Here is an 18,675-nt window from a genome sequence, read left to right as displayed (position 1 = left end):
AAAAGCCCATCCGGATGACGCCCGGATGGACCAGTTCAATGCCTTTACTTCTTATTTTCTTTTTGACGGAAAGGCCACCAGACACCTGAACCGAACGAAACCGTAATCGCCGGGATCAAGAGCGGTAAGACAATCAATCCATACAAGAGAAGACCCGTGATGACAATCGTCGCGATTTGAACGAGACTGAGGACACCGGATGGCATCATCGCACCGAACGTACCGGCGAGGATGATCGCTGCCGTAATGATGACCGAGCCCATTTTTTTCATCGAGATGTACATCGCTTCTTTCGTCTCAAGTCCGTTGATCGTTTCTTCGCGGAAGCGATCAAGGAGGAAGATTGAATAGTCGATGCCAAGTGCGACAAGCATGACAAAGCCAAAGAATGGAACCGCCCAACTGATTCCGTCATACCCCAGTCCGTTGACGAAGATCAACTCTGCGATTGAGACCGACGTATAGTACGTCAGTAACAATGAACCAATCATGAACAGCGGCATGATGAACGAACGGAACATGATTGCGAGGACGATGAACAGACTCACGATCATAATCGCGACCGTCCGCGAAAAGTCCGCTTTTGACGTATCGTTTAAGTCACTATTGATGCTTGAAATACCACCGTAAGCAACTTTTGCCTCTTCGAGTGGCGTATCTTTTAACGTACTCGCAGTCGTTTTTTTAATCGCCGCGACTGTTTCGATCGCTTTTGGCGAATAGGGATCGTCGTTTAAGATGACTTCAAACTTCAATCCTGTTTCGTCATCAATTGCATATCGTTCGATGACCGGTTCAAACTCTTTATTCGTTAACGTCTCTTTCGGAATAAACATTCCGGTCCCGCGAATCGTTTTCGAATCGCCCATCTCAGTCAGAATATCCGCTACATCCGTTAAACCGTCTTCGATTTTTTGAAGACCCTCATTTGCCGAACCGACACCGTCCGCAAGTTGCGTCAAGCCACCACCGAGCTGTCCAGCTTGTGCACCTTGTTGTTCAATTCCTGTCGCCGCTTGCGCAATGCCGGTTTCAATTTGCGTCAATTGTTCCGATAAAGCGGACAACGTCCCGACCGCTTGCGATATGTTTTGTGTCGTTTGCAGCCCTTGACCGACAGCGCCGAGCTGTTGATTGATTTGACCGAGACCATCTGCTGCCTGTTGCAATTGTGTCGCCCCAGCCGTCGCTTCGTCTCCAGCCGGAAGCTGTCCACTAATCGATTGAAGGTTTTTTTCGACTTCCTCTAAACCTTGACCGACTTCACCAAGACCCGTATTGGCATCTTTGACCCCATCTGCAATTTGCGCGAGTTGGCGGTCGACGTATAAATCGGGGATGACCTCACCCGTTGGTCTTGAAATCGACCGAACGGATTTGACACCATCCAATTTGACGAGCTCGCGACTTAACTGCTCCGCATAAGGAAGTGTTTCTTCTGTCACGATGTCTTTATCGTCCTTTAAGATGACGTTGACGGGGAGCGATTCTCCCGCACCAAATCCGTCTGAAATCGCATTTAACCCTTTGACGGTTTCGTATTTTTCTCCAATCTCATCGACTGTATTGAATGAAAGATCGTCATCATACGTAAAGAGCGTCGGGACTGTAATGACGGCGACGATTGCCATCGCGAGCAATGGACGGCGAATCGATAATCCGCCGTAACGTGCCCATAACTTACTATCACGGTGACTCGCTGCACTTTTCGACGGCCAGAATAATTTTTCTTTTAACGTCGCCATGAAGAATGGGACGAGTGTAAACAGGACGAGCAGTAAGACGGCAATCCCGACCGCTACTGCAACCGATGATTTAAAGATCGGGAAATCTGCGAATCCGATTGCCGAGAAACCGACGAGAACGGCAATCCCACTAATCAGCAATGTCCGACCCGCTGTTTTATACGTGTTGACGATTGCCGTTTCGACGTCATGTCCAGCTGTCAGTTCTTCCTTGTAGCGGCTTAACAGTAAGATACAGTAATCTGTCCCAATCCCGAATAAGATCGCGACGAGGAAGATTTGTGTGAAGTTCGAGACCGGGAAACCGAACCAATCAACAAAAAACGCCACAAATGATTGGCTCATCAGGTAGGTTACGCCGACTGCAAGCAGTGGAACGAACGGTGTGACGATCGAACGGAAGACGATAAGCAATAAACCAAAAATCAAACCGACAGTAATTAACTCCGTCCGTTTCAGTCCTTCTTGCGAACTTTTGTTGACGTCTGCATTAATCAGCGATTCACCTGTCAGATAAATCGTCCGGTCGTTCGGAAGGACATCCGCCCGGATTTTTTCCGCGAGCGCTGTAATTTCTTCTTGTGACCCGTCCACTGTAATTGGAACGAGCACCGTTTTTTTATCTTTTGAGACAAGTTGTCCTTCCGTTTCCTCACTTTCAAACGGATTAAGGACACCGGTCACAGGTTTGTCGAGTTTTTCTAAATCCGTCACGATTTGACCGATGTCAGTGCGGTCAGACGCTGAGACCTTGTCCTTTAACGGGATGACGAGCGAAATGGTTTCTTCACTTGCACCAGCTGCCTGTAAAATATCTGCTGCGCGCTGCGAATCTGCATCACTTGCGAGCTGAATCGCTCCAGCATCCTCTGCTTGTTTCGATAAGTTCGGTGCCGCTAAAAATAGACCGACTGTCGCAATCAATAAGACGATTACGATCGGCCAGCGCCACTTGACGATTTGTCGCATGCCTTCTCCACCTCTTCTAGTTCTATTTTTCTCTGCTGCTTAATCTTCAATCTTTAAAATCGATTTAACCTTTTTAAACGTTTCGATAAACTGTTGAATTTCATCGTCCTCGACCTTACCGTCAATCAATTGTTCCAAATAGAGATAGATTGCCTGGTTCGATTCCTCGACGACATCGTGTCCTGCTTGCGTCAAAATGATTTGTTTCGTCCGATGATCATCTTCCGCCCGTTCGACTTCCACGAGTCCTTTTTCATTTAACTTTTTCAGACGGTTTGAAATCGCGCTTTTATGGACACCTTGCATGACGGCGATTCGTCCCGAAGCAATCGGTCCGTATTTACCGACGATTTTCAATAAATGAAGTTGCTCTGGAGAATACAAACGCCACACGGGAGATTCAACGGACTTTAATACGCGTTCCGTCCCATGAATCATGACTTCCTCAAACAGAAGGACGGCTTCCCGAAGATTGTCTTTCATTTTAGTTTACCTCCTAAACTGTTAGTTTTAGTTTAGCCCCTCAACTAGCTGACGTCAACTTCAAACTGTCACAATTAGGCAGACAGACCCGAGCAATGTTCGATATGATAAAAGAGAGCTTGATGCTTGCTAGATAAAGGAGGAAGAACGATGACCCTTTTATTTTGGATCGCCCTTGTGATTTGTATCATTGGACTTATTTTTACACTCATGGTCGGACGTAGCCGCAATGAAGAAAGCTACAGTAACAAAACAACTGCTAAAAACATGGTTTGGATGTACTTGATTTTACTACCGGTCATCTTAATCGTACTTGGTGTATTTTATTACCTGCTGACAAAGTAAACTAAAAAAAGATAAGCGGTCCCTTAAGCTACTACCGTTAAGAGACTGCTTATCTTTTTTGATTAATTTAACGTTTTTGGACGGACGATATAAATGTCGCATTTCGCATAACGGGCAATGTTTTCGGATACACTCCCAATCATAATCCGTTCCATTGCGTTCATGCCGACAGCCCCACAGACAATCAGTCCTGCCCCCACACGCGGTGCAATGACTTTCGGGATCAACGTCTTCGGTGACCCTGTCTCGATGACGAGCTCGACTGCATCCAATCCGGCTTGATGTGCCTGTTTTTCGTATCGTTCAAGTAATTCTTGTGCATACTCTGTCACGTTTTGGTCAATGAAGCGTTGGTTGGCACGGACATTCGCGAATGTCTGAATGTCGATGACATGTGTGATGACGAGCTTTGCATGATCAATTTTTGCAAACTGGACCGCTTTATCGAATGCCAAGTCTGCTGTCTTTGATCCGTCTACTGCGACCAGAATTGTATGGTAGTGGCTGTCCATCATGATTCACCCTCTCCACTCAAACAAAGGCAACACTCATAATTTATCGTTGTTTTCGTTCTCCAATGCTCTGTTTTCATGATCGAGTTTCCGTTCTGCTTCGATGCCTTCCGGCTCCGTCTCAAGAATACTTTTAGGTGACGGTGTCGGTCGCTCCGCACCTTCTCGATCCGCGAACAAGACGTAAGCACCATGCCGGACACCGACGACATGACGTTCGATTTCCTCGTCCGCTAGACCAAGCGACGTAAATGCCGTTCGGATTTCATCTTCTGTCGCCGGCTTTCCAGTAAAACGCTCGAACAATGTCCGTTTACCCGTGACGAGTTGTGCTGCTGACTGTCCCCGCAACATCGCCATATCGGTTTTATCCTGTAAGACGACGTATAAATCTTCCTCAAGATACCCTTTAAAATGTAAATCTTCAATATCCCGAATCAATTCGGTTTCATTTTCATACGTTCCGATAAATTGTTTTTTCCCCATTTGACTGTGTCCCCCTTTTTAACTTCTATAAGGGATATACCCGAAAAAACGAAAAGCAATGATTCAAACTGTCGGTTTGTTTCAAGAAACTGGTGTTTTTTGTTCTGAAAAAACCTTTTGTCGTCTCCGAAAGACCACTACTGTGACGATTGCGACTGCCACCGTCGCAATAACGGTAATCCATTCCTGTGTCAAAGTGAGACGATCGTTAAAGAACAGCCCACTATAAAACCAAATCATCACTACACCAAACACCCAATCCGAATGGAACCAGCTGAATACTAGTACACCACCTGCAAAAACAATCAGCATGATACTCGTCCAAAGCGAGACACTTAAACCAAACAGTTCCTCAAACCGGAAATCACGTAAAATCCGAAACGGTAAAATTAAGATTTGGACGCTCGACCAGGCTAGAAAGACGGAAAAAGGCGAGCGCATCCAAGGTGAACGGTTCGGATGCTGTTGAATTTTTGAATAGATGAGACAAAGACTTATGAAAGACACTGTCATCAACACGAGTTCCCACGGCGGACCTACAATCGAACTTACTCCGAGTCCAATCATCGTCAAACTGAACCATCCACTTATATCAAGTATCAACGTTCGATCTGCCGGATAAGATCGGACTGGACGGATGCACCAAATCAGGAGTGTCGTATACAAAACACCGACGACAGCATCAACGAATGGCGCCGGCATGATTGCTAACGGTAACTCGGTCGGCGTCTTATACCACACGACACGGGCAAGTAAAACGAATAAAAACGATAAAAAATTGAGTAAACGAAGTCCTGTCAGTGTCAACATCTCGCGTCCACCTCCTTACCTAGTCTTTTCCCGACGCGACATGCTCGAAAACAAAAAACCTGTCTTCAAGAAACGGATTCAGGTACGATGGAAATACAAAGGAGCGTTGATCATATGCAGCCATTCATCAAGCCCCATCAATATAATTTCATCCGGAATCAAATTGAGTTATTACTTCAACAATTAACGACCGTGAATGACCCCGATGTCCGTGATGCCGTTTTATACAGCGCGACGACAAAAATTTTCGACATCATTCCAATTCTGTCCCCGGAACAAGAGGAACTTTTGATGACAATCCGGAATCAAGCTTCAGAGCAACAGCTGTTCACGTATCTCGATCAAATCCAACCGTTCGTCGAACCATTTCCGACGATCACCCCCGCTGAAATCCAGGCACTTTTTCCAAAGGTAAAAAAACTCCATCTTCCTCCACTCGATACGATTGATTTTTCGATTGATTTTTCAATGACGACGTATTTGAGCTGGAATGATACGAGCAACAAAAAGAAATTTTTTGTTTATCCGCTCGACGGGACGTGGATCGGACTCGAGAGCACCTATTTACCAAACATTCAGCACGGAATTTGCAGCCTCTGTAAAACAAACAATGAGGTCGCGCTCGTCTCGGTTCGAACAAATAAATCAGCTGATCACTATCGTGCTGTCGGGAACTACTTATGCATCGATAGCGACCAGTGTAACGCTTCCATCACAGCGATTTCTGATCTTGAAAAATTTTTAACAAATGCTAAATAACAGCAAAAGCGAAGCACCCTGTTTCGGGAGGCTTCGCTTTTTAATCAGCTTGTAAATAGAATTGGTTTTTCCCGCGTCGTTTCGCTTCATACATCGCAATATCCGCTTGTTCAATCAACGTCGTCCGTGACGTCGCATGTGTCGGATAGATTGCGCACCCGATGCTCGCTGTCATGCAGACCGGTGTGTCTTGAAGAATAAAGGGGCGTTCAAACAATTGTACGAGTAATTGTCCACACTCCTCAATCACGTTCGTTTCTTTCACGTCAAATAAAAGGACAACGAATTCATCGCCGCCTTGACGGGAAATGACGGTGTTGTGTGGTAATTTTTTCTCAAGACGGCTGGCAATATCGATGATGAGTTGATCGCCGATTTGGTGACCATACGTGTCATTGATTTGTTTGAAGTGATCCACATCAATAAAATACAGAGCGGCTAACCGTTCGTGTATTTCAGCGCGACGCAGCTCTTCTTTAAAGAGACGGGCAAACAAATACCGGTTCGGCAAATTCGTCAATGCATCGTGATAAGCCATGTGCTCCATTTCTTCAAGCGCTCGCTCTAAGTCCGCCGTCCGCTGGTCGACTTTCGCCTCCAAGTTTTCCCGAAGCCGTTGATTGTCCATGACAATACGAATTTGTCGCGAAATCAACAACGGTGTCGCAATCATCAGCCCGATGGTCAATCCGTTAAAGGTGACGGCTTGGCGTGCCATTGTGATAAATAAAATCAACAAGAAAATATAAGGCGTCACTAAGCGTACCCAATCCAGCACACGACGATTTAACATGAAATCGATGGACCGCTCATCTGCATTAAATAAAATCGCGGCTCCCCCTACTGTCAACGTCGTCGCGAGCCAAACTGGATCGAGCCACATGGCGGACACCGGGAAGTCCGCCCGATACAACACGACGTACAGAAGGTCGGCTAATAGTTGTAAGTGAAAACCTAATAAGACGAGCAACAACGATCTACTGTTGCCTCGTTTCATCACGCCAAAGAATAAGATGATCATTCCTCCAAGGAGTAACAAATCACCTAACGGATAGCGAATCAACAGCAAGGTTTCTAAGTCAAATCCGGTCGCATTTTTTAAATAGGGTGTAATCATATAGTGCCAAGATATCGATCCTGCAACGATCAAAATAATTAATTCATCGAATAAGAAAAATCGCAGATTGATTTGAGTACGGCGATTGAATAAAAAATAACAAAACGCAATCAAATAAAAGATAATCTGCAAGCTGAAGACAAAGTCAATCCAGTCGAATGGTCCAAAGCGTTCAGCCCGCTGAATTTGTAAAACCAATTGACCTACTTCACCTGTAATCAAAGCGATATTTCCTAAGAGCAACAGGGAAAATAGTCGTTGCGTAAAGGGACGAGTGGGATGTTTATAAATCGCCAGTAGGAGCATTGCAGAAGATAAAACGGCACCACCCGTCGTAAATAGACTATTACCGATTCGTGCGAGATCGGAGGACGTTCCTACGATACCTAACCAGCTAAAATGACTCAAAATCCAAGCAATTATCAAAATATAAATTAATTTTTGTCTCACTTCGTCCTCCTCCCTTCAAATAGTTCTAATGTCCTATCATCTATCGGTCAAAACAATATATTTTTAACCTTCTTTTCTTATTATATTCAAAAAGTTTTTTATTTTCCTCTATTCCGCCTATCGAAGTATTTGGTTTGGTCGACCCTAAAAAATGCTTGCTCGAATGAACGAGCAAGCATCTCAGACTGTAGACAACGTGCTATCGGGAGAAAAAGCATCTTTATTCGTTGCTTTCCTCGGGCGAGGCGCAAGCCGTTGCTCCTTGGTCCTTACGGACAACGAGCAGGGTCTTGCCTGCCTCTGAAAGTGCGTTAAAAACGCACTTTTCCCCGTAGGAGTCAACGAAACGTGACGCTTTTTATAGGAAGACCGTGACGGAAAGCCGGGCATGCAGACGGTTTAGCGCACGATCGTCTCGAATCGCTTTAGACCGCGAAAAGCAATCGGTCGCGACCTTGCAGCTTTGCTGTAGCGGCGTGACCGATTGCCGCTTTGAAGACGAGGCGAGACAGGCAAGCGTGAACGGATTGCCTCTCGATACCGTATGTTTACGCTTTTTAATAGTTTTTCTACACGCTGAAATGCTTGCTCGAATGAACGAGCAAGCATTTTAGTGTATTTTTAAGATGGAAGTACGCTAGACAATGGAAGTAGAATCGTAAATGTACTGCCTTCGCCTTCTTCAGATTCAACGTGGATCGTTCCATCATGTTCCTTGACGATTTCTTTACAGATTGATAACCCGAGTCCCGTTCCACCGATACGACGCGTATCGGAATTGTCTACGCGATAAAATTTATCAAACAGATGAGCAAACGCATGAGGCGGTATGCCGATCCCTTCGTCAATGACATGAATGATGACATTCTCATCATCCAAGTCCAGAACGACGTCAATTTCTCCACCATCCGGTGAATATTTGATTGCATTATTAATTAAATTACTTAAGAGCTGTTTAATACGATCTTCGTCAGCATGAATGGCTGGCAATTCCTTATTTAAGAGGCGTAGTCGAATCGAGTGGCGTACACTCGACGTCTCATAAATTTCGACGACTTGTTTCGCGACAGTATACAAATTAAGTGTCATCTTTTGATAGAGCTGCGCTCCTGATTGCATCCGTTGAACGTCTAAGAAGTCTGTCACTAAGTTCGACAAACGACCTGTTTCGTCATGAATCGTTGCTAAATATTTTTTTTGCTTCATGACATCGATTTCACGGTTCAACATCAACTCCGTAAATCCATAAATGGATGAAAGCGGTGTTCGTAACTCATGGGAGACCGTTGACACGAGTTCTGTTTTCAGGCGATCCGCCTCTGTTTCCCGGGTAATATCACGAATGACAAGAATGACACCTTTCCATCCGCCTTCAATATCAATCCGTTCCGCATACACTTCGAGGTGTGCTGTATTGTTTCGCACATCGAACTGAAACTTATCCGGAGGAACGATGCCTGAGCGAATTAAAGTGACATACTCATCAAATACGTCACGATCGTCGACTACACTTCGCATCACTTCAATCACATAGGACCCGGATGATAAGGTCCGGTCACTCGTGAACTCCGATTGTAATTCCGGAATCAGGTCAAACAGCGGACGGTTGACATACAGTTCGTCATTTCCGTCTTCTAGATAGATGATGGCCTCACGAATCGAGTCTAACACTTGTTCCGTTTTTTTCTTTTCTTGTTTCATCTCTTCATACGAACGTGTCCGTAACAGAGAGAGCGTCATTTGTTGGGAGAAATCGCGCATATCAAGTAACTGTTGCTTTTTGTAAGGCGACTTGTACCGGACTAAATAAACTGCCGCCATCAACTGACCACTTGCCGGATCATAGATAGGTAGTGCCACTTCGTGTGTACTAAAGCTGTACGGAATGTCCGCTGTGCGGTCGACACGTTTTTCAGATTGAACGATTTTTTTACCTAACAGCATCCGACTTAACACGGACGTATCGTCAGTTCGTAAGGCTTCCAGGTGACTTTGTTTCATGCCATTCGTCGTCGCACCGATGTACATGCCTGCTTCATAAAGAAGAAGCGCTCCGTACTCTGAAGACGTGATATCAATCATTTTCTGGATGATTGACGGATAGGCTTCCATCGTTTCTCGAATGGCTAAGGCTTCTGTCAGTTCACTTCTGAGCTTTAATTTTTCTTCATTTTGTTTCGTTGCCTGGTAGGCTTCCTCTAATTCTTCTTGCTGTGCTTGCAGTTCTTCTTGTTGTGCAAGCAATTCTTCACTTTGCGCTTGCAACTCTTCATTTTTCCCCTGCATCTCATCTTTATGTGCGTTCGTCGTCATCGCCATTTGATTGAATGAGGCCCGGAGTAGACCGATTTCATCCGGACGTTGTTGTGCCACCTCATCTATTTCAATCGGTTCACTTCGCGTCAATTTTTGATTGTCGTCAATTAAGCGGAATAACTGTTTTGTCATCCGACGAATGAACGGATGAACGAACAATAGAATGAAACTGATTAAAACAAAAATACTTGAAATCCAAATCCATTGTGTATTCGCGACTTCAGTCCGTAATTTTAAAACGGCAGCTTCTTGTTGTTGCTGCAACGTATCACGGTATTCTTCCAGTGCCGATGATGCTTTTTCGATGTCTGGTGTGATATCAATCGATCCGTCTGCCGTCGGTTTGATTTGACCTTGCTCGACAAGACGTTGCGCGATTGGTAACGAAAACAAACTATCACCTTGTAAAAAATCTTCATTGATGCGATTTGCTTTTTTCTCCGTTACGTATGATTGCGTCAGCGGGAACAATGCCCCGTAATATAAATCATACAAGTTCAACATTTGCGCAGCGAATTCTTCTTCTTGATCCGTTTCTGCTCTGCGTCCAAACCAATCCGTCTCACTTTTGATTTCAGTCCGTAAGGCTTCAATCTCATCAAATCGTTCCTGATCTCCAAAAATCACGAATCCGCGTAACCCAAATTGGACGGTCTGCCAATTGTCCCAAAGCGTATCAGCCCGTCTATTTTTCTCACTAATCGTCTCAAGATCACTTCGGGACGATTCAATTCGTGTTTCCATGTAGTCATAAACAAAAAATGATGTCACCGATACTAATAGTAATACTACATAAAACACCGCTAGCAACTGGCGTCCGATTCGTCTCCGAATCCACTTGATCATAGAATATCCTCCTCACCATCCACTCAGGGATGATGCCTTTTTTAAAATGGTTTCAGTTACTTAAAAATAGCATAATCTACCGAAAAATACCTTAAAAATAATCGACTACAAAAAAACCTCCTCCAGATGACTGGAGAAGGTCTGTTAAACAGATTATTTTTTCGCTTTTTTGACCGTGATCGACGTCTTTACACTTGTCTGTTTATGCGCGTTGACAAGATAAACGGAAAGTTTCGTTCCTGCTTTTTGTTTCGCGATTTTTACAGAGAACGTTCCTTTTGACGTGACGGTTCCTTTAGCGATGACTTTCTTTTTCGCATTTTGTACGTAGACGCGTGTTTTTTTCTCACCTGTCCCAGACAGTTTCGTCTGACTACTAGTGATGGCTTTGACTTTTGGTGCCGCAGGTGGTGCCAAAACCGTTACGACAGTTGGTTTACTTGAACGTTTTGCGATATCAAGCACCGTCACGCTGAGGCGTGCTCCAGCTGTTTGTTTTGGTACTTTGACGCTGAACTTACCTTTCGCATCCACCATGCTTGTGGCAATCGTCTTATTCTTAGCGTCCTTCATGACGATTTTTCCACTTGCACTGGCTGTTCCTGTCACTTTCGTCGCGCCTGCGAGTACAGGATTCACTTTCGGTGCAGCAGGTGCTTTCCCAGGCAATACTTCCGTCCGCTCAGATGTAACATCCGTTCCATTCGCATAACGAATCGTCAAGACTGTTTCTTTTGCTTGGCGTGGAATTTGAACGGAGAACGTACCAGCTTTTGCTACCGTCGAAGCTAAATGTTTTGTTGACCAGACTTCTACTTTTGTGCCCGTCTTAACAGTCCCGCTGACAACGAGTTGATTGTCATAGACCGGTTTGACTTTTCCTTGTAAATGCAATTGTGAGATGGCACGCAAAATATTGATTTTCCCGTAACCGGATACCGGACTGACGTAGGCCGGAAGTTTTTCTGGCGCTTTACCAGGCGGATACTCGTCTTCCATGTCCTCTTCATCATCCTCGTACCAATCATTCGGATTTTCGAAGGCGAGTGGTTCTGCACTTGTTCGTAAGATGTTTTCGATTTCTTTTGGTTTCAGTGTCCCGTCGAGTGACGCCAAGATGCCGGCGACTGCCGCAACGTGTGGTGTTGCCATACTCGTTCCATCCATGTAGACGGTGTTACCGTCCGGGACGAGACTTGCGATTTTTGATCCTGGTGCTACGACGTCAAGCCCGAAACCGTAGTTCGAATAGTCAGCGACCATCCCGAGTGGATTCGTTGCTCCAACTGAAATGGCATACTCCGAGTTCGCCGGGAACCCGATGTAACTGTCATATTCATTCCCTGACGCCGCGACGACTGTGACGCCGTTGTCCGCTGCGTACTTCATCATGTAAGCCATCGTTCGACTCTCGCCGCCACCGAGGCTCATGTTGATGACTTTTGCTCCGTGATCGACAGCATATTTAATTCCGAGTGCGATGGCATCTGTTTCGCCTTCCCCATTCGCATTCAATACTTTAATCGGGAGGATTTTAGCAGATTGGTGAATTCCGCGAATGCCGTATTCATTTTCGAGTGCTGCCGCGATGACGCCTGAGACGTGTGTCCCGTGACCATTGTCGTCAAGGGCATCTCCTTTTCCATTGACATCGACATAGTTTTTTTCGTTCGCGATGTCGACTTTTCCTTGTAAATCTTTCAGGCGGTAATCGACTCCTGTATCGATGACAGCAATCGTCACCGGAGTCAGTGTTTTGCTGATTGGACTGGCGACGAATTGTTCAAAACCGATACCGACATCCGGTAACTGTTCGACGATCGCATTTTTATTTAACGCCCACTGGTAGTCATAGTTGATGTCCCCTGTTGCGCGGTACGTCTGAATTTTCTCGACATACTCGACGGCAGAAGACCGGCTGAGTGACTGTTTCAATGCCGTCGCGGTTTGACTTTTGACTGTCGGATCTTCCGTGACAATGACGAAGTCGCCCGCTTTACCAAGCGATAAACGCTCAACATCTGTCGCCGGAGTTCCAGCGATCTTCATCGACCGATTCATCTGACCTGGTTTTAATTTAACGATGAACCGTGTTTTTTCTTCTGATTGAATCGTCATTCCGAGTGAACGGAATGTTTCACTCAGCGTGCTTCCACCGAGCGTTGAAATTTCCATTTTTTTCGCATACTGATTGATTTCATTCGCGATGATTTCTGGTGACGCGTCACGTGTTAATTCAAACAGACGATTGACTGCCTGCTGATCGGCTTTTGATAATGTATACGTCGTTCCATTGACGAGCGCCGTCATCGCTGGTTTCAACGTCTTCAAGTCTTCTGCTGCTTGTGTTCGCTTATCTTTATTAAATAAAATCGCTTTGACGACGTAGGGTGACGCTTTGTAATACAGCGACGTTAAGCTACGTCCTTGCTCCGATTGACTCAACACTTGTTTTTGAATCGCGTGCATCAACGCTAGCATCGGCTTTTCTTCAGTCGTTTGCTTCAACGCTTCTTCCGCTGCACAGCTAATATCACTGATTGGTTCGTACTCGACTGCCAGTTTGACATCATTGTATGTCAGTTTAACGTGTGCCGCTTTCGTCGTTTTGCCTTCTTCGATATTCGGATAGTACTCGACTTTTATATAATACGGGCCATCCCAAGCGTAAGGAACCGCCAGTTTCATGGCTTCTTTTTCATCAGGTTCAGCGTAGCTCCGGTAACGATCGAATGTTTCATCTTTCGCTGCCATTTCTTCACTCGGATAGGCGGTCACTTCGATCGATTGATCCGTATCAATTGATAATTCGAAGTGCGATGCCGTTTTTTCGATTCCTGCTTGCTGTTCGACTTTATACCAATATGTATTTTTGTCGTTCGTCCCCGTTTCGAGAACCGTTTCTTGTCCTGCTTTTAATCCGATTGCCTGTCCTATTTCGTCTGCCGCTATCGTTTTCATAGCGAAAGGTCCCACTCCAAGTGTCAGAATGAGGCAGCTCAACATGAGCCAAATCGTCAACTTCTTCACCACTGTTCCTCCTTAAGAAAAATAAATCGTGCTTTTCTCAAGTATAAACAATATTTGGATAAATATGATAATTTTTTCGTTATATTACCTTACAATTTCGAAAGGAAAAATATTCACTTGACCGAACGACTTGGTCCCCCTGCTTTTTTTCAGAAGAAAACCCACCCTTTCGAACGAAAGGATGGGGCGCATATGTTATTTAAATTCAGACAGATACTGACCGTACCCCTCTTTTTCTAAATCTTCCTTCGCAATGAACTGTAGAGCTGCCGAGTTCATGCAGTACCGAAGACCGGTCGGCTCAGGACCATCGTTAAAGACGTGACCGAGATGGGCGTTGCCATGACGACTCCGGACTTCCATCCGCTTCATCCCGAGGGCAAAATCACTTTTTTCAATGATATTCCCAGGCTCGAGTGGTTGACTGAAACTGGGCCATCCTGTTTTCGAGTCGTACTTATCTTTTGATGAGAAGAGCGGTTCACCAGAAATCAGATCGACGTAAATCCCGTCCGCTTTTAAGTCGTGATAAGGATTGTCAAAGGCAGGTTCGGTCCCGTCTTCTTGCGTGACTTTATACTGAATATCGGTCAATTTTGCTTTCTTTTGAGCATCCGTTAACTTGTCATACTTCGGTAAATCGAGTTTCGGTTGATCGTTCCAGTAGCGGTCGATGAACTCATCTCGCCCGGAAGCGGCACGGTAAAACTTATACTTTTTCTCGCTCTTCAAGTAGTAGTCCTGATGATATGCCTCCGCCTCATAAAAAGGACCGGACTCAATCAAAGGTGTGACGATTTTGTCGTCAAAGATGCCGCGGTCTGCCAGGTCTTGTTTTGACTGTTCAGCGATTTGCTTTTGGTCATCGTTTGTATAAAAAATCGCTGTCGTATACGACTCGCCTTGATCGACGAATTGACCGTTCGGATCGGTTGGATCGATTTGGCGCCAGTAGACATCGAGTAACTGTTTGTACGAAATGACAGTCGGGTCAAACGTAATCAAAACGGCTTCCCGGTGACCGGTCGTCTCAGCAGACACTTGATTGTAGGTCGGGTTTTCAACGTCACCGCCGGTATAACCCGAGATGACGGACTTCACGCCCTTCAATTCCTCAAATGGCGGTTCCATACACCAAAAACAGCCCCCTGCTAAAATCGCCGTCTCCTCTTTCGCATAGGTCAGTTCTTTACTTCCGCTCGACTTCGCCTGTTGCTGCTGGAAAACAAAATACCCGCCAATCATGATGGCAAGTAATGCAACGACGGATAGAATCGTCAACATTCGCTTCTTCATCTCCCTTCGCCTCCTTTTTAAAGCATACGTTCCGGGTGAATGGTTAGATGTCTTTTTTCTAATGTACCTTGATTTCACATAGTTTGTCGTTGACCGTGCCTCAAAATTGCACATCTGATGCTGAATGATTATTTAATGAAAAAGTAGGGAATAGCTTTAAGACTAAACACCAGGAGGGGTATCGATGTTTGATTATACAGTTACGACTGAACACTCAACAGAAAAAACCATCACACGTTTGAAAGAGGAGCTCCAAAAAGTTTCATTTGGTGTCCTTTGGGAATTCGATTTAGCAGGAAAATTAGATGAAAAGGGACTCGACTTTGAAGGCGAGTATCATATTCTCGAAGTCTGTAACCCGAAAGAAGCACACCGCGTCCTGTCAGCTGAACGACGTGCGGGTTACTTCCTACCTTGTAAACTGGCTGTCTTTACGGAGAATGGACAAACGAAAATCGGCATGCCACGTCCGACAGCACTGATTGCGCTCGTTGAAGATGAACAATTAAAACAGGTCGCAAAAGAAGTCGAAGATCAATTGCTTCACGTCATCGACGCAAGCAAGTAAGCAAAAAAACGAGCCGGTTTCGTCTTTTGACGATACCGACTCGTTTTTTGTCTGTTTATAAAATATCAAGCCAAATCTTGATTGCTGTCGCGAGAATCAAGACAGCAAGGGTCACTTGTAGGATTTTAGTATTCATCTTTTTCCCGGCGATTGCTCCGAGTGGCGCCGCAATCAGACTGGCAACAACCATGATCGCTGCAGGACCCCAATCGACTTGCCCCGTCGTGATTTTACCGACGGTCGCGCCAATCGAAGAAATGAACGTAATCGCGAGGGACGAAGCGATCGTCATCCGTGTTGGAATTTTTAAGATGACAAGCATGATTGGAACAAGTAAGAAAGCTCCGGCAGCACCGACGATTCCAGCACCAATCCCGACGATGAAGGCAGCACTTGCTGCGATACCTTTATTGAACTTCACTTGATCGAGCGGAATGTCATCGAGCCCTTTTTTCGGAACGAACATCATGACAGCAGCTGTTAACGCTAATATGCCGTAGACGAGGTTGATTGTATCTTCCGCTAAGACGTTCGAGCCATATGCGCCGATGAAGCTCCCAATCAAAATCGCTCCACCCATGTTGATGATCAACGATTTGTTCAGGTAACCACCTTTACGATACGCCCAGACGCCGCCAATCGTCGCAAAAAATACTTGAATGGCACTGATTCCTGCGACCTCATGAGCAGAGAACGCCGCAAATCCGAGCAACGGTGGAATATAAAGTAACATCGGATACTTGATGATCGATCCGCCAATTCCTAACATCCCGGAGATGTACGAACCGACGAAACCGATTAAGAAGATGGTAATAATAAAACCGATTTCCATGTGGATCACTCCTTTAAAAAAAGGGGACTGTCAGCAGCCCCCTTCAACTTGAATTACCCTTTTTGAATCCAGAATTTCAATACACTTGCTTCTTCTTCGTGTTTAACGAGCTCATGACCGCCTGAGTTTGCCCAAGCTTGTAAATCATTTTTAGCACCTTTATCCGTTGCATGTACTTCTAAAATTTGTCCTGATTCAAGTCCTGCGATTGCTTTTTTTGTTTTGACGATCGGCATTGGACATGCAAGTCCTTTTGCGTCGAGTACGAGTTCTGATTTCATTGATGAATTCCTCCTAATGGTTGCTTGCTTTAGTTTAGTTTTCGAGCTGCTTAACGAACGGCACACCGGTTCGGACCGACTTCCATCTCACGTTGTGTTTCGAGATCTGGTGTCTTCTTACCCATGTTCGTTTCGCGGATTTCTTGATACGCATTCGGTTGCGGCGGCAAGTTCTCTGTCACCATCTTACGGAAGACACTTTCGTCTTCGATGTTCAAACCGTGATTGTTCGCAAGGAGAACATTCAGTTTCTCCGCGACACTGCCATCTGCGTTCAACTCTTCAATCAACATGAAGTGTGCCGGAAGCACGATCAAGTCGTTCGAAAGTTCACGGTACGTCGTGTAGAGGGAGTTTCGTAAGTCACCGACCCAGTCGTCCGCAAGACCTGCGAGGTCAGGGCGACCAATCGAATCGATGAACAGGATATCACCCGTTAAGAGATACCGGTTATCGACGACGAATGATGTCGAACCAATCGTATGTCCCGGGGAATAAAGGGCAAGGACGTCGATTTGTGTATCCCCGACTTGCACATGGCTGCCATCTTCAAGTGCCGCATATTCGAATGTCACATCTGTCGCATCTTTTGGTGGTAACCAATAGGTCGCACCCGTTTTTTCAGCAATTTCACGACCACCTGAAATATGATCGGCATGTAAGTGTGTATCAAACACATGTGTGATTTTGACATTACGTGCTGCTGCATAATCAAGATAGACATCTGTCATCCGTGTTGCATCTACGAGGACCGCTTCGCCCTCCGAGATGATCATGTAAGACAAACATCCTTTTCCGATTCGGACGAACTGAACGACTTCACCACGATCTTGACCCGTCTCATTCAATGTTCCGAGTGAAATCGGTTCGAGGTGCTCGCTCCACGCCTTCATGCCACCTGCTAAATAAGAAACAGTCCGTCCTGCTTCCTCTAACAAATCAGCGACGAAGATGGAAGAACCTTCTTTTGCACAGACGACGAGAACGTCTTGATCCGTCGGCAGTTGATCGAGAATGTCTTCGACACCATCGAGTAAATCAAAGTATGGAACGTTCAAATAATTGAAGTTTTCACCTTCAATTTTCCAGTCCGCGAATGCATCTTCGTTGCGGACGTCTAAGATAAAGAATGGTTGACGGTTAATAACTTTTTGTGTGACTTCTTGAGTCGTCATTGCATGTGCCATCTGTTGTTGTTCCTCCTAAGCGGTTTAGTAATTAAACAGTCGTTGCCGTATCAAACGTCCACTGGCTCATGCCCGGTACGACATTTTGAACCGTGAATCCTTTTGCATCCAGTTGTTGTGATGCGAGATCACTCCGGCTGCCTGTCCGGCAAACGACGTAAATCGTTTTGGTTTTATCGAGTTCATCACTGCGTGTGTCGAGCTCACCGAGCGGAATGTTGATCGCGTTCGGGATATGTGAAAAGGCATATTCTGCTGTTTCACGTACATCGAGAACGAGCACGTCGTCGTTTGAGCGCACTGCTTCAAGTGTCTCGTTATTCACTACTTGTGTGAAAGCAGGAGCTTCCTGATCGTTTCCGGAAGACTTCCGGACGTAATGACGTAACACGTCCCCTTCTTCAATCGTTCCAAGGTACTGATTGCCGGTACTGTTCGCCCAAGCACGTAAATCAGCGGTTGACCCTTTATCGGTTGCCTGCACTTCGATGACTTGACCCGGTTCGAGTGTCTTGATTGATTTTTTCGTACGGACGATCGGCATCGGACAAGCGAGTCCACGTGCGTCAAGTACAACGTCTGTTTTAATTGTCTGCAAAAGTATTCGCTCCTTTTACCTCTAGGGGTATATTTAAGATTAAAA

At 45.5% G+C, this 18,675-nt stretch carries 16 protein-coding genes; 3 read left to right on the top strand and 13 right to left on the bottom strand.

Annotated elements, in window-relative coordinates; all coding sequences use genetic code 11:
* Window positions 1–44: 44 nt before the first annotated feature.
* Together KNP99_RS10175 and KNP99_RS10170 are read right to left on the bottom strand one after the other, a co-directional pair.
* Window positions 45–2,714: an MMPL family transporter gene (locus tag KNP99_RS10175; protein ID WP_214803383.1), complete on the bottom strand. Its 2,670-nt coding sequence runs from the start codon at window positions 2,712–2,714 to the stop codon at window positions 45–47.
* A gap of 39 nt (window positions 2,715–2,753) precedes the next feature.
* Window positions 2,754–3,197: a MarR family winged helix-turn-helix transcriptional regulator gene (locus KNP99_RS10170; RefSeq protein ID WP_029332515.1), complete on the bottom strand. Its 444-nt coding sequence runs from the start codon at window positions 3,195–3,197 to the stop codon at window positions 2,754–2,756.
* Window positions 3,198–3,347: 150 nt separating this feature from the next.
* On the opposite strand from KNP99_RS10170, the gene KNP99_RS10165 reads away from it, so the two are divergent.
* Window positions 3,348–3,542, top strand: coding sequence for a hypothetical protein (locus KNP99_RS10165; protein WP_088836190.1), 195 nt, complete (start codon window positions 3,348–3,350; stop codon window positions 3,540–3,542).
* A 62-nt stretch (window positions 3,543–3,604) separates the two neighbouring features.
* Here KNP99_RS10165 and KNP99_RS10160 read toward each other — a convergent pair whose 3' ends face one another.
* From KNP99_RS10160 to KNP99_RS10150, 3 genes are all read right to left on the bottom strand, one after another.
* The gene (locus tag KNP99_RS10160) at window positions 3,605–4,054 is read right to left on the bottom strand and encodes a universal stress protein (protein WP_088838409.1); all 450 of its coding nucleotides are present in this window, start codon (window positions 4,052–4,054) and stop codon (window positions 3,605–3,607) included.
* A 36-nt stretch (window positions 4,055–4,090) separates the two neighbouring features.
* The gene (locus KNP99_RS10155) at window positions 4,091–4,540 is read right to left on the bottom strand and encodes a YflT domain-containing protein (protein WP_214767247.1); all 450 of its coding nucleotides are present in this window, start codon (window positions 4,538–4,540) and stop codon (window positions 4,091–4,093) included.
* 81 nt (window positions 4,541–4,621) lie between these two features.
* Window positions 4,622–5,350: a hypothetical protein gene (locus KNP99_RS10150; protein ID WP_088836188.1), complete on the bottom strand. Its 729-nt coding sequence runs from the start codon at window positions 5,348–5,350 to the stop codon at window positions 4,622–4,624.
* 114 nt (window positions 5,351–5,464) lie between these two features.
* Between KNP99_RS10150 and KNP99_RS10145 the strand changes: the two genes are divergently transcribed.
* Window positions 5,465–6,109 carry a FusB/FusC family EF-G-binding protein gene (locus KNP99_RS10145; RefSeq protein WP_215193217.1) on the top strand — a complete coding sequence of 215 codons (645 nt, stop codon included), beginning with the start codon at window positions 5,465–5,467 and terminating at the stop codon, window positions 6,107–6,109.
* 40 nt (window positions 6,110–6,149) lie between these two features.
* On the opposite strand, the gene KNP99_RS10140 is transcribed toward KNP99_RS10145, so the two are convergent.
* The 4 genes from KNP99_RS10140 to msrB form a co-directional block, all read right to left on the bottom strand.
* Complete coding sequence (locus tag KNP99_RS10140) at window positions 6,150–7,676, bottom strand: diguanylate cyclase domain-containing protein (protein ID WP_353049633.1); 1,527 nt, start codon at window positions 7,674–7,676, stop codon at window positions 6,150–6,152.
* 621 nt (window positions 7,677–8,297) lie between these two features.
* On the bottom strand, window positions 8,298–10,838 hold the full coding sequence (locus tag KNP99_RS10135) for an ATP-binding protein (protein WP_215193216.1): 2,541 nt from the start codon (window positions 10,836–10,838) through the stop codon (window positions 8,298–8,300).
* Between the two features lie 153 nt (window positions 10,839–10,991).
* Window positions 10,992–13,868 carry a S8 family peptidase gene (locus KNP99_RS10130; protein ID WP_215193215.1) on the bottom strand — a complete coding sequence of 959 codons (2,877 nt, stop codon included), beginning with the start codon at window positions 13,866–13,868 and terminating at the stop codon, window positions 10,992–10,994.
* Between the two features lie 195 nt (window positions 13,869–14,063).
* Window positions 14,064–15,164: a peptide-methionine (R)-S-oxide reductase MsrB gene (gene msrB / locus KNP99_RS10125; protein WP_214767257.1), complete on the bottom strand. Its 1,101-nt coding sequence runs from the start codon at window positions 15,162–15,164 to the stop codon at window positions 14,064–14,066.
* Window positions 15,165–15,348: 184 nt separating this feature from the next.
* Between msrB and KNP99_RS10120 the strand changes: the two genes are divergently transcribed.
* The gene (locus tag KNP99_RS10120) at window positions 15,349–15,732 is read left to right on the top strand and encodes a DUF302 domain-containing protein (protein WP_088836183.1); all 384 of its coding nucleotides are present in this window, start codon (window positions 15,349–15,351) and stop codon (window positions 15,730–15,732) included.
* 55 nt (window positions 15,733–15,787) lie between these two features.
* Here the strand turns inward: KNP99_RS10120 and KNP99_RS10115 are convergent, their stop codons facing one another.
* From KNP99_RS10115 to KNP99_RS10100, 4 genes are read right to left on the bottom strand one after another with little or no spacing between them, the layout of a single operon-like run.
* Window positions 15,788–16,564 (bottom strand): sulfite exporter TauE/SafE family protein, encoded by a 777-nt coding sequence (locus tag KNP99_RS10115; RefSeq protein ID WP_029332504.1) that lies wholly within the window; start codon window positions 16,562–16,564, stop codon window positions 15,788–15,790.
* 53 nt (window positions 16,565–16,617) lie between these two features.
* On the bottom strand, window positions 16,618–16,845 hold the full coding sequence (locus tag KNP99_RS10110; RefSeq protein WP_029332503.1) for a sulfurtransferase TusA family protein: 228 nt from the start codon (window positions 16,843–16,845) through the stop codon (window positions 16,618–16,620).
* A gap of 50 nt (window positions 16,846–16,895) precedes the next feature.
* Window positions 16,896–18,032: an MBL fold metallo-hydrolase gene (locus tag KNP99_RS10105; RefSeq protein ID WP_214805545.1), complete on the bottom strand. Its 1,137-nt coding sequence runs from the start codon at window positions 18,030–18,032 to the stop codon at window positions 16,896–16,898.
* Window positions 18,033–18,063: 31 nt separating this feature from the next.
* The gene (locus tag KNP99_RS10100; protein WP_088836181.1) at window positions 18,064–18,630 is read right to left on the bottom strand and encodes a sulfurtransferase TusA family protein; all 567 of its coding nucleotides are present in this window, start codon (window positions 18,628–18,630) and stop codon (window positions 18,064–18,066) included.
* Window positions 18,631–18,675 lie beyond the last annotated feature (45 nt).

The sequence above is a fragment of the Exiguobacterium sp. s95 genome, assembly GCF_018618655.1.
GTDB lineage: Bacteria > Bacillota > Bacilli > Exiguobacteriales > Exiguobacteriaceae > Exiguobacterium_A > Exiguobacterium_A oxidotolerans.
Note: the sequence above shows the minus strand (reverse complement) of the source record. Positions and strands in the feature narration are given on the sequence as shown.